We start from the raw sequence: 11,656 nt of genomic DNA, 5'->3' as shown, positions 1-11,656 counted from the left end.
GGCCCGCCGACCCGGCGGAGGCCGATCTGGCGCGCGCCCGCGAGGCGTTGGCCAAGCTCGACGTGGGCACCGCGGCGGCGGCCGGGCTGCGCGCCGAGCTCCAGTACGCGGAGTATCTGCGCACCGGCGACCGGCTGGCGCTGTCGGAGACGGTCCGCCGGCTCGGCCCGCACGCCGCCACCGCGCGCGACTACACGGCCCTGGTCGACCTGGCGAACCGGCTGCGTCCGCCGCTGGCGTGGCGGTGGCGCGGGCGGGAGCGGGGGCTTGGACAGGGGCGTGCGCTTGGGCTCGGTCGTGGGCTCGGTCGGGAGCGCCGAGACGGAGCGGTCAACGGGAACGGTCCACGCGTTTCGGAGAGACAGCCGGGCCGCTAGGCTCGAATTTGGAGGGGGACATGACATGTTACGAGGCGGTCAGGTGACGCCGGCGGAGGACAGATCGCCGTTAGGGCTCAGCTTCGCCCTTGAGGTCGACGCGTCCTCGGACGTGGCGTTCGACGACGAGCGGATGGACGCGCTCCTCACGATCAGGGCCCGTACCTCCGCGCGAGCGCCCGCCGTGGCGCCGATCGCCGAAGTCCTGATCATGGACAAGTCGCTGTCCATGGCCGGCCAGGGCAAGCTGAACGAGGCGAAGCGCGCGATGTGCGCGGCCGTCGACGCCCTCCAGGACGGCACGTATCTGGGGATCGTCGCGGGACACCACGAGGCCGAGGTCATCTTCCCGGCGACCGGCGGCCTCGCCCGTATCGACGCCACGGCCAGGGCTGCGGCGAAGAACCGCATCCTGGACCAACTGCCCGAGGGCGGCACCGCCATCGGCAAGTGGCTGGCCTGCGCCGATCGTCTCTTCGCCACGGTGACCGCGCGCAGTACCGTACGGCACGCCGTGCTCTACACGGACGGCAAGGACGAGCACGAGACACCCGAGGAACTCGGCAGCGCGCTCGCGGCGTGCGCCGACCGGTTCGTGTGCGACGCCCGCGGGCTCGGCGGCGACTGGTACTACGCCGAACTGCTGCGGATCACCGAGGCGTTGCACGGCACGGCGGAAGCGGTCGTCACCGTCTCCGACCTCACCGGGGACTTCACCCGCCTCATGGAGCAGGCGCGCCGCATCGTCGTCCCCCGGGTCTACCTGGGCCTGCGCCTCAACGACCGGTTCCGGCTGGGCTTCGTCCGGCAGACTCTCCCCGTCCAGGCCCACCTCACCTCCCAGCAGCAACGCCGTGACGACGAGATCCACGTACCGCTGGGCTCCTGGCCGCCGGAGGACCGCCAGTACCTGGTGTCGCTGCGGTTCGACCCCGCGACGCTGCGCGTCGGCGAGGAACTGCGCGCCGCCCGCATCACCCTGCGCGCCGAACGGGACGACGGCACGCGCGAACCGTGCGCCGACCCCGAGGCGCTCGTCGTGGTGCGCCGGGCCACGCCGGACTTCCCGGTGAGGATCCCGGAGAGCCACACCCGGGCCGAGAACGTCTACGAGCTGGGCCTGGCGATGCGGGCGTGTGCCGACGCGCACGAGGCCGGACGGTACGAACAGGCCAACCGGGAGCTGCGGACGGCGCTCGAACTGGCGGAGGCCCTGGGGGACTTCGCGAAGCTGGAGCTGCTGCGTTCCGTCACCGTCACCGGTCCCGACGACCGGCCCCGGCTGAACCGCTCGGCGCCGCGCGCGACCATGCAGCGGATCGGCCTGAGATCGACCGCCACCAGGGTTCCGGGAGCCGACCCGGTACATCCGCCGCCGGACGGTGATCCGCTGCGGCGCCGGTGCCGGCGATGCGGCACGACCACCATGGCGCGGCGCCCGCGGCACTGCGAGGAGTGCGGTTACGAGTTCGGCAGCGGGACGGACGATCAGGGGGGCGGTCGGGGCGGCGGCCCTGGCGGTGATCCTGACGGTGGTCCTGTCGGCGACGATCCTGATGGCGGCGATCCTGGCGGCGGCCACGGCGGGGGTCCTGACGGCGGCGATCCTGGTGGCGGCCACGGCGGGGGTCCTGACGGCGGCCCTGACGGCGGCGGTCCTGACGGCGGCGGTCGTGGCGGCGCAGGTCGTGGCGGCGGTCCTGACCGCAACGGTCCGGGCGGCGGCACTCCGGTGGACGCCTTATGACCGCCCCCGACGCACGCCTCGTGACCGGTCCCGCCCCGCCCCCGGGATTCCCGCGCGGCACCCTGGCCGGATGGTGGACCCGCCTCCGGGCGACCCACCCGACCACCCTGCTGCGCTGGCTCCGGGCCGGCGTCATCGCCACCGTGGTGGCCACAGCGCTTCTGTACCTGGTGGTCTCGGCCAAGGCCGAAGAGCAACTGTCCGCCGCCCGGAACACCGACGAGGCGATCAACGACATCGTGACCGCGCACGGCGCCGCCGAGAACGCGGCCAAGGCGCTCACCGACGCTTTCAAAACCGGGCAGGTCTCCCTGATCGGCACCGGTACCGAATTCGCCAACCAGACCGCCAGCGTCTACACCAACGTCACGTCGGCGGCGGAGGGCAACGCGGCCGGGGAGCGGGGACTCACCCAGTTCCAGTTCGTCCTGGGCCAGTTGACCACCTGCCTGCAACTCGCCGACGCCGCCGTGCGCGACTACCCCCGTACCGGACAAAAGGGCGTGGAGGCCGCCCACGCGGCGCTGACCGCCCGGCCGCAGGTGGACGCCGAAGCCGCCCGCAAGGCCATCCCCGGCACCGGCGGTCTCACGGCCTCGCTCGACGACCTCAAGGCCACCCAACTGGAGGCGCTGGCCCGGCAGCGCGACTCGGCCTGGCTGGACCCCGCCGCCGTCTACCCCCTGCTCGTCGGCCCCGCCGCCGTCATGCTGCTGCTCGTCCTGGCCACCGGCCACGTCGTCGCACGGCACTTCCGCCGGTACGTCGGCCCGGGGCTCCCCCTCGCCCTGCTGGCCACCGCGTCGGCCGGCGCCGCCACCGCCGTACGCAGCGCCCGTGACGCCCAACAGGACCTGGAGGCACAGCCGTTGGCCGGCCACCCGGTGACGATGGCACTCGCGCTCGCGTTGCTCGCCACCGCGGCCGTACTGGCGTACCTCGCCTACCGCCCCCGCCTCGCCGAGTACCGGTTCCCCCGGTCATGAGCACCCTGAAAGCGCGCCTGACGCGCTGCGCCGCGGCGCTCGGGCTGTTCCTGACGGCGGTCGCCTGCGGCAGTGAGCCGCGCGACGAGCGGCTGACCGTCATGGTCCCCTGGTCGGGGGACGAGTTCCAGGCGTTCTACGCGGTGATCAAGACCTTCGAGGAGGACACCGGCATCCAGGTCGACCTGGAGGTCACCCGGGCCCAGACCCAGCAGCTCGACGCCGCCGTCGCCGCGGGCGCGCCGCCCGACCTGGCCGTACTCCCCAGTGTGGGAGCGCTGAACCAGTACGCGGGGGGCAAGGGCCTGAAGCCGCTCGGCGACACCATCACGGAGGACTACGCGCAGCCGTTCCGCGGACTCGGCACCGTCGGCGGCGAGGTGGTGGCGGTGCCCGTCAAGGCGGACGTCAAGAGCCTCATCTGGTTCAACCCCACGGTCACGCGCGCGCCGGAGTCCACCACGCTGCCCGCGCTGAGGACCCTGTCCCGCCGGGCGTCGGGGGCCTGGTGCCTGGGCCTGGCGTCCGGTCCGACCTCCGGCTGGCCCGGAGCGGACTGGATCGCCGACATCCTGCTCTCCCGGAGCGGCACCGACGCCTACAGGAACTGGCTGTCGGGACGCCTGCCGTGGACCTCGCCGCAGGTCTCCGCGGCCTGGCAGGCCTGGCGGGGCATCGTCGCCGGCAGTGTCGGAGGCGCGTCCGTCCGGAGGTTCGCCGAGGCGGCGGACGGCATGACCGCCGAGCCCCCCACCTGCTTCTTCGGCCACGGCACCCTCTCCGCCATGGGCTTCCCGCCCACCGCCGACGGTACGAGGACGGCGTACGACTTCGTCACCTCGGCGCCGGAGCCCGTACGCCGGCTGGAGGTCTCGGCGGACTTCGTCGGCAGGTTCACCGACAACCCGAACGCCGAGCGGCTCATCACCCATCTCTCCAGCGCGGAGGCCCAGCGCACCTGGGTCAACGAGCCCGGGGGGTACGGCTTCTCCGCCAACAGCCGGGTGCGGCCCGGGGAGTACGACAACCCGGCGCAGCGGCGGATCGCCGGGATGCTCCGGCCGGAGGCCCGTTACACGCTCTGCTTCAGCGCCGCCGACGCCATGACACCCGACCTGTCCGCCGCCTTCTACCGGGCGGTACTGGACTACGCGTCCGACAAATCGCTGCTGCCCACGCTCCTTGAGGGGCTCGACATGGTCCGGTCCGGCAGGGGGGAGTCCCCGGTCCCGCCGGACGACCTGTGCGCCCTTCCGTCCTGATCCCCGACACCGCCCCGCCGCCGCCCCGACACCCCCTCACCGGAGGAGTCCCATGCCAGACGCCGTCCAGTTCACCCTCGCCGACGGAACCGTCGTTCTCGTGGCACTTCCCGCCCGCGCCGGTACGGGAGCGGTCGGCCTCGGCCGCCGCCTGGAGGCCGCGCAGCAGAGCCTCCGCGAGGCCCTGGCCCCCATCACCGGTGCCGCCGTCGAGGTGATCGACGGGTTCCGTACCCTCGCCCACCGCCCCGACGAGGTCGAAGTCACCTTCGGCGTCGTCCTGGACGCCAAACTGGGCGGCGTCATCGCCAGCTCCAACGCCGGCGCCCACCTCGACGTCACCCTCCGCTGGAACGGCTCCCCCGCCGCCCCGACCCCCGAGGCCATCATCCCACCCCCCGAGGGCGCCACCCCTTCCTCCCCTTCCATCTGATCCACGCACGCCACGCACGCCACGGACGCCGGGGCGGCGCGGAACCGGGCGGTCACCTGGACCACCCGGACCTGGTCAGGGAACGAGGTGACCCGCGGCGCGGAACAGTTCGTACCACTCCGCCCGGGTGAGGGGAAGGTCGGAGCCCTGGGCGGCGCCCGTGACACGCTCCGGGCTGGTGGTGCCCAGCACGACCTGCATCCGGGCGGGGTGGCGGGTGATCCAGGCGGTCGCGATCGCGATGGCCGGGACGTCGTACTGGCGGGCGAGACGGTCGATGACGGCGTTGAGCTCGGGGTAGTCCGGCGAGCCGAGGAAGACACCGGTGAAGAAGCCGGCCTGGAAGGGGGACCACGCCTGGATGGTGATGTCGTGCAGACGGCAGTAGTCGACGATCCCCCCGCCGTCGAGAGTGGCCGCCTGCTGCTCGGCCAGCATGTTCATGGAGACGCCCTGGGCGATGATCGGCTCGTGGGTGATCGAGAGCTGGAGCTGATTGGCCACGAGGGGCTGGCGTACGTACTTGCGCAGCAGGTCGATCTGGCGCGGGGTCTGGTTGGAGACGCCGAAGGCGCGCACCTTGCCCGCGGCTTCCAGCTCGTCGAAGGCGCGGGCGACCTCTTCGGGCTCGACCAGCGCGTCGGGGCGGTGCAGGAGCAGGATGTCGATGCGGTCGGTCCGCAGGGCCGCGAGTGAACCCTCGACCGATTTGACGATGTGCTCGTACGAGAAGTCGTAGTACGGCCCGTCCGTGACGATGCCCGCCTTGGTCTGGATCGTGATCTCGTCGCGCTGCGACGGGGTCAGCGCCAGCGCCTCGGCGAAGCGGCGTTCGCAGTGGTGCAGTTCGCCGCCGTAGACGTCGGCGTGGTCGAGGAAGTCGATGCCCGCGTCACGGGCGGTGCGGACGAGTTCGCGGATCTCGTCGTCGGTCTTGTCGGCGATACGCATCAAGCCGAGCACGACGTTCGGGGCGAGGATGTCGGTGCCGGGCAGGGTGAAGGTCTTCACGACGGTGTGCCTTTCAGGTGTTCAGGTCCGCACAGTGCAAACGGGGCCAGTCTGCACTTTAGGGGGCGGGGGGTCCATCGCCGGTGAGCAGCGGGTCCCGGGGTGAGGGTGACACGTGTCGGGAGGGCCGGGAGGCCGCCGTCGGCGAACTCGCCCACCACGCCGACCACGGCACTTTCGCCATATATCTGTCAAGTTCACAACACGCCTATTCCGCGTGGCCGGGCGGGCGTGGGCGGACTGGGCCGGAAAGGCTCCACGCCGGCGGGCGGCGGCCGGTGCGGCGAACCCGGAACCGTGTCGACCCGCCCTGACCAGCGAGTCGGCCGCCCGCGCGGAAAGGGTGTACCCCCACCTTCTTTTGTCCGGAATCCAGCTGTGCCGCGTGGCCGGTTCCTGGAAGGGTTTGCTCCCGTCGAAAGGTCGTAAGAAAAGCACCCATTCTGGGGGAGCTTTACCCCGTACAAAGTACGTCGGCCCGCCTTTCGGCCGCCGGATGAACGCCGCTGGTCATGATGTCGAAATGGCACCGAAACAGATCCACCCATGGCCCCTGCCCGACCCGGAATCCGTCTTGTGCACGACGCGCCCCACTCCTGCGCCAAACATGCGGACCGGCAATTTTTCTACGCGCGTCATGCACACGAAACAAGGACGATATCAGCACTGCCGGAACGATCAGTCAAACGCCACAGAATTCGGAGAACCTGCCGTGGTCAGTCAGCTCACCTCAGCATCACCAGGAATCGTCGCTTCGAACGAGACGCAAGGCCCGCGCTATTTCGTACTGGGGCCGGTGGCGATGTATCAGGACGGCCGGCTGTGCACACCCAGCGCCCTCAAGCAGCGGGCCCTGCTGGTCCTGTTACTGCTGTCCGCCAACACCCCCGTACCGACCGACCGGCTGATCGAGGGGCTGTGGGGGGAGCGCCCGCCGCAGGCCGCCGGCGCGACACTCCAGATGTACGTCTCCGGCCTGCGCCGCGCCCTGGACCCCGCGCACGGCGCGGCCTCCCGTGACCCGCGGCACCACCCGCTGCTGAGCACCGAGACGGGCGGTTACCAGATGCGGCTGGCGCCGGGCGAACTGGACCTCGACCGCTTCCGCTCCCTCACCTCGTCCGGCCGCCGCCACCTGGCCGCCGGACGATGTCAGGAGGCGGGCGTGGCACTCAGACAGGCCCTGGCGCTCTGGCGCGGGCGTCCGTTCTCCGGCATGGAGCACTCCGGCCGGCTCGGCGCGTACCGGGTGCGCCTGGAGGAGGAACACCTCTCGGCACTCGGCGACTACATCGACGTCGTCCTGTGCCGGGGCGAGAGCCACGAGGTCGTCGATGTCATCAGTGAACTCAGCGAGTTGTGTGCCTCCCACCCCCTGCGGGAGTCGTTCCACGAGCAGTTGATCCGCGCCCTGTGCCGCGTCGGCCGCCGCGCCGACGCGCTCATGGTCTACGCCCGGGTGCGCGGCATGATGACGGCCGAGCTGGGCATAGAGCCGGGCCCCGGCCTCAAGGCGGCCCAACTCGCCGCCCTGGAAGGCCGCCAGCCGTACGGGACCGGGCATCCGCGCTGCCGATGACAGAGCCGGACGGACGCGGCGCGATCGGGCTGGTTCCGGGCCCCGATCGCGCCGCGTCCGTCCGGCGGCATGTCCTCAAGCGTGTCCTGGAGCGCGCCCCGGAGGATGTCCTGGGGCGCGTCCTGGAGCATGTCCTGGAGGGTGCTACACCCCGGCCCGCTCGCCCCGCAGGCAGGAGGCGCGGTGGGCGCGGGCGTCCTCGTCGTCGGTCTCCGCCAGCACCGCCTCGAAGTCGCTCGCGGCCTCGGCGAAACGGCCCGCCGCCTCGTACACCAGACCCCGGTTGTAGCGGATCTCGATGCCGCCGCCGAGCCTGATCGCCCGGTCGAAGTCGGCCGCCGCCGTCTCCAGATCGCCCGCGCCGAAGGCGATCTCCGCCTTGACCGCCCACGCCTCCGACAGGTCCGGGTCGCTCGCCAGGGCCGCGGCGAGCGCGTCGAGCGCGGAGTCCGCCTCGCCCCGCTCGGCCAGCAGCCGGCCCTTGAGGGAGAGCAACTGGGCGTGGCCGGGCTCCAGTTCGAGACCCGTCGCCACGTCGCGCAACGCGGCCTCCTCGTCGCCCAGTTCGGCGTGCACCCCCGCCCGGTTCAGCAGCGCGTCCGTGTTGCGCGGGTCGAGCACGAGCGTACGGTCGAACTCGGCGAGCGCGCCGGTGATGTCGCCCAGCTCCAGCCGGGCGTCCCCGCAGTTGTAGTGGCCCTCGGGGAACGGCGGTTCCAGGGTCAGCGCGTGCTCGTAGTCGGCGAGCGCCTCCTCCGTACGGCCCAGACGGCGCAGGATGTTGCCCCGGTTGAAGTAGTGGTCGGAGAACGAGTCGTCGAACTTCATGACCACCGCGTAGTCCGCCAGCGCGTCGTCCAGCCGGCCGCTCATCGCGTTGGCCTGGGCACGGTTGTACCGCAGGCCCACCCGGTGCCAGCTGCGCTCGCCGAGGCCGAGTTCCTTGTCCAGCCGCTCGATGCCCTCGTCGAGCAGCCGCAGCGCCTCGTCGATGCCCCCGGTGCGGGTGGCGACGAGGGCGAGCCCGTTGCGGTTGAAAACGGAGAAGAACGTACGCTCCTGCGGGTCCTCCAGGATCGACGCGATGGCGATCGCCTGGTTGATCCAGGCCCGCGCCACGGCCGGATCCCGCTTCTCAGGCCCGAAGTGGCGGGCGTAGAGCATGCCGGTCTCGTACGCGAGTTTCATGTGCACGGACGGGTCGATGGTGATCCGCCGGGCCTCGTCCTGGAGCTCCGCGGACTCGTCCGCGCGGCCGGCCGCGGCGAGCGACACCGCGGTGTCGCGCGTGAACTCCCACCAGAACTCGGCCTGTTCGTCCGCGTCGACCAGGAGCAGCCCGCGCCTGCCGTACTCGACGGAGGTCGCGTACAGACCGAGGTACTTGCAGCGGGTCTGCGCCCAGCGCAGCGCCTTGACGCCGTCGGAGGCGCGTGTGCTGCCGCGTTCCAGGTGGTACGGGAGAGAGCCCAGCCGCAGCGACGGTTCCGCGTCGGCGGCGGCGGCCAGGACGGCGGCGCGCGCGTCGTGCAGCGCGGTACGCCGGGCCGGGTCCAGTGCCTCGTACGCGGCGAGCACCGCCGTATCGTCGGAAACGCCGTCCGACTCGACGAAGGCCAGGGCGAGTTCGTCCGGGGCGGTGGTCCCGTCACCGTCGGACGACACCGACACCGACACCGACGCCGACGCCGACGCCGACCCCGGCCCCGACTCCGCCTCGGACGACACGATCCGCTCCGTGTGGGCGAGCAGCGCCTGCGGCAGGGACTCGGAGACCGGGCCCGGCTGCTCCGGCGGGGTGTCGAGGCCGGTGGCGACCACGACGGTCAGCAGCCGCGCGGGAACCCGCCGCAGCAGCACGGCCAGGAACTCCTGGTCGGTGGGGTCGGCGTGTTCGACGTCGGTCACGACCAGGGTGTACGGGGTGCCCTCCTGGGCCTGTTCCCCCGCCCCGGCAAGGTGGCTCTCGATGAAGTCGACCAGACCGTGGCAGACGCGCAGCGAGTGCAGGCGCGCGGGGTACCGGCTGAGCGCGACGGGCCCCTTGGCGTTCGCCTCCAGGGGACGGAGGATCGCCGGCACCAGGCCCGCCAACTCGGGCGTGGTCTCCTGGAGTTCGATGCGGTGGCGCTGCGCGAGGGCCGGGTCGCGCCGCAGTGTCTCCGGAGCGATCTGCCGCAGGAGCGTACCGACCGCCGTGTACGGTCCGCGCAGGTGACGGTGTGCGCTGACCGTCGCGAGGACGGGCGGCAGCACGAGACCGGCGATCAGCCGGTCACGGTCGGCCCGCAGCGGCGCCTGTATCCAGTAGTGGCTGCTCATGAGCCTGCCTTTCGAGCGGCGGAATGGTCTGTGCCTCGGGGCGCGGGGCCGTCAGGCGGTGAGGTGGGTGGACGGAGAACGGCGGCGCGCGCGGCGGTCCCTGAACGCGATCCACACCGGAAGCAGGATCTGCGCGAGCAGCAGGACGAGGAAACCCACCGCGTCCAGCAGGCGCAGACCGCTCGACTCCCCGGAGCCGAAACGCTCCACCGAGCCCAGGAACATGTGGACGAAGACCGGCAGCAGGGCGAACAGTGTGGTGCTGAGACTGATCGTGTAGCCGACCAGCACCAGCCACGAGTACCAGCGGGCCGCCTTGAGGTCCACGGGATACGCCGTGCTGAGGTCGGTGACCCGGTCGCGCCGGCCGACGAGGCGGAAGAAGCGGTTCCGCAGGGTCTTCAGCGCGACGGTGTGCAGGTCGACGTTACCGAGCACGGTGGTGATCAACACGTAGATGTCGGTACGCAGATAGAAGAAGAACTGCCACAGCAGACGGGTGAAGGTGGCGAAGGCGACGCTCAGGCAGATCCGGCCGGCCAGCGACGGGTCGCCGCCCGCCCCGCCGAGGACACCGGCGAGGACCACCAGCGCGCTCAGCACCAGGACGTCGGCGAGCATGCCCGCGAGAATCGGGAGGTAGCGCTTGCGCCGGGGCACCGCCACCAGCCCGTCGAGGGCGGTCTCGACCACCAGGAAGTAGAAGCGGTACGACATCGACACGCGCGAGCGGATGCCCAGCCGGCGCCCGGCCAGCGCGTGGAAGATCTCGTGCAGCGCGATCAGCGGGGTGACCGCGACCAGCAGGGTCAGATTGACCACGGAGTAGTAGGAGCTGAAGACCAGGTCGTACGACGTCGGTACGAGGCTCGGCGTACGCACCATCATCACCACGGCCGCCAGCACCAGCGCCGCGTAACAGAACCAGGCGTACGGCGAGAACACCGCCCGGCTCAGGCGCACCCACCGCAGCGGAGCGGTCTCGGCCAGTGCCTCGTCGGCGGTCCTGGTGAAGCCCAGTTCCTCCAGCGCCGCCAGGACGTCCTCGACGTCCGCGCTCTCACCGTAGGCGCGGCGGTAGCGGTCCGCGGCCTCCTCGGCGGTCGCGCCGGCTTCGAGCCAGCGGACGAGTTGGGCGCCGTCCGGCGGGAAGACCGCGTACGAGTCGATGTCCGCGCGGCCGATCGTCACGTCGTCGCCGTCTTCGAGATAGACCAGCGGGTGGAAGAGGACCGGCTTTCCCGTGCCCTGGCTGGTGGTCTGTTCCGGCACCGCTCACCCTCGCTTCTCCGTGACCGCCCCCGGTCGCCCTGTGCCGCCGCGCGCCCTGAGGCGGGCGGGTGCCGCCGCCCCGCGGTGGTCTGCGGGACGGCGGTGCGCCCTAGGGCGTTTCCGCCCTAAGCCTGGATCAGGCGCTCGGGTAGACGGAGCAGCCCGCGGTCGTCAGACGGACGGGACCGGCCTTGCGGATCTGGATCTTCTTCATGGTTTACCTCCTGGAGTGGCGGATCGGACGTACTCACTCACCTTCGGGGAGGGCTCCAGAACCTCACCAAAATCCCGCCAAACGGCTCCCGGTCAGGGCGTGACGACCAGGCGTCCTGTGACGTCGCCGGCGGCGAGGCGGGCCAGCGCGGTGTTGACCTCGTGCAGGGGGTACTCCGCGTCGACGCGGCCGTGGAGCAGGCCCTCGGCGGCCAGGGCCATGACGGTACGGGCATCCGCGAGGGTGGCGCCGACGGAGCCGCGGATCTCGGTCTCGCGTACGACGACGTCGAGCACGTCCAGGGTGGCCGGCCGGCCCGTGTAGCCGACGAGGACCACCCGGCCGCGGGTCCGCGCCATGCGTACGGACCGCCCCGGCGTGTGCTCGTCGCCGACCGTGTCGATCACGGCGTCGCAGCCCTCGCCGCCGGTCGCCGCGAGCACCCGCGCGACC

Annotated in this window: 10 protein-coding genes; 6 read left to right on the top strand and 4 right to left on the bottom strand. The window is 71.9% G+C overall.

Annotated elements, in window-relative coordinates:
* From GT042_RS27920 to GT042_RS27900, 5 genes are all read left to right on the top strand, one after another.
* Positions 1 to 377: hypothetical protein (locus GT042_RS27920; RefSeq protein WP_202534008.1), on the top strand; the 377-nt coding region annotated here is incomplete at its 5' end.
* A 25-nt stretch (positions 378 to 402) separates the two neighbouring features.
* On the top strand, positions 403 to 2,124 hold the full coding sequence (locus tag GT042_RS39930; RefSeq protein WP_161311487.1) for a vWA domain-containing protein: 1,722 nt from the start codon (positions 403 to 405) through the stop codon (positions 2,122 to 2,124).
* Positions 2,121 to 3,110, top strand: coding sequence for a hypothetical protein (locus GT042_RS27910; RefSeq protein ID WP_161311486.1), 990 nt, complete (start codon positions 2,121 to 2,123; stop codon positions 3,108 to 3,110). Before GT042_RS39930 ends, GT042_RS27910 begins: the two co-directional genes overlap by 4 nt.
* Positions 3,107 to 4,372: an ABC transporter substrate-binding protein gene (locus tag GT042_RS27905; protein ID WP_161311485.1), complete on the top strand. Its 1,266-nt coding sequence runs from the start codon at positions 3,107 to 3,109 to the stop codon at positions 4,370 to 4,372. The genes GT042_RS27910 and GT042_RS27905 overlap by 4 nt, the downstream gene beginning before the upstream one ends.
* 52 nt (positions 4,373 to 4,424) lie before the next feature.
* Positions 4,425 to 4,805 carry a CU044_2847 family protein gene (locus GT042_RS27900; RefSeq protein ID WP_161311484.1) on the top strand — a complete coding sequence of 127 codons (381 nt, stop codon included), beginning with the start codon at positions 4,425 to 4,427 and terminating at the stop codon, positions 4,803 to 4,805.
* Positions 4,806 to 4,880: 75 nt separating this feature from the next.
* Here GT042_RS27900 and GT042_RS27895 read toward each other — a convergent pair whose 3' ends face one another.
* Positions 4,881 to 5,816, bottom strand: coding sequence for an aldo/keto reductase (locus GT042_RS27895; protein WP_161311483.1), 936 nt, complete (start codon positions 5,814 to 5,816; stop codon positions 4,881 to 4,883).
* Positions 5,817 to 6,618: 802 nt separating this feature from the next.
* On the opposite strand from GT042_RS27895, the gene GT042_RS27890 reads away from it, so the two are divergent.
* Positions 6,619 to 7,395: an AfsR/SARP family transcriptional regulator gene (locus GT042_RS27890; RefSeq protein ID WP_237531281.1), complete on the top strand. Its 777-nt coding sequence runs from the start codon at positions 6,619 to 6,621 to the stop codon at positions 7,393 to 7,395.
* A gap of 144 nt (positions 7,396 to 7,539) precedes the next feature.
* On the opposite strand, the gene GT042_RS27885 is transcribed toward GT042_RS27890, so the two are convergent.
* From GT042_RS27885 to GT042_RS27875, 3 genes are all read right to left on the bottom strand, one after another.
* Positions 7,540 to 9,717 carry a tetratricopeptide repeat protein gene (locus GT042_RS27885; RefSeq protein ID WP_161311481.1) on the bottom strand — a complete coding sequence of 726 codons (2,178 nt, stop codon included), beginning with the start codon at positions 9,715 to 9,717 and terminating at the stop codon, positions 7,540 to 7,542.
* 51 nt (positions 9,718 to 9,768) lie between these two features.
* Complete coding sequence (locus GT042_RS27880) at positions 9,769 to 10,989, bottom strand: hypothetical protein (RefSeq protein WP_161311480.1); 1,221 nt, start codon at positions 10,987 to 10,989, stop codon at positions 9,769 to 9,771.
* Positions 10,990 to 11,295: 306 nt separating this feature from the next.
* Positions 11,296 to 11,656 (bottom strand): zinc-binding dehydrogenase (locus tag GT042_RS27875; RefSeq protein WP_161311479.1); only part of this gene is annotated, 361 nt, incomplete at its 5' end.

This window comes from Streptomyces sp. SID3212 (assembly GCF_009865405.1).
In the GTDB taxonomy this organism is placed as follows: Bacteria; Actinomycetota; Actinomycetes; order Streptomycetales; family Streptomycetaceae; genus Streptomyces.
The sequence above is the reverse complement of the archived record's forward strand: the minus strand, read 5'-3'. Positions and strand labels throughout refer to the sequence as shown.

Excerpts from the sequence above, each read along its gene's own strand:
- GT042_RS39930 (WP_161311487.1), top strand. The coding sequence starts at position 403 with ATGTTACGAGGCGGTCAGGTGACGCCGGCGGAGGACAGATCGCCGTTA.
- GT042_RS27910 (WP_161311486.1), top strand. The coding sequence starts at position 2,121 with ATGACCGCCCCCGACGCACGCCTCGTGACCGGTCCCGCCCCGCCCCCG.
- GT042_RS27905 (WP_161311485.1), top strand. The coding sequence starts at position 3,107 with ATGAGCACCCTGAAAGCGCGCCTGACGCGCTGCGCCGCGGCGCTCGGG.
- GT042_RS27900 (WP_161311484.1), top strand. The coding sequence starts at position 4,425 with ATGCCAGACGCCGTCCAGTTCACCCTCGCCGACGGAACCGTCGTTCTC.
- GT042_RS27890 (WP_237531281.1), top strand. The coding sequence starts at position 6,619 with ATGTATCAGGACGGCCGGCTGTGCACACCCAGCGCCCTCAAGCAGCGG.
- GT042_RS27885 (WP_161311481.1), bottom strand. The coding sequence starts at position 9,717 with ATGAGCAGCCACTACTGGATACAGGCGCCGCTGCGGGCCGACCGTGAC.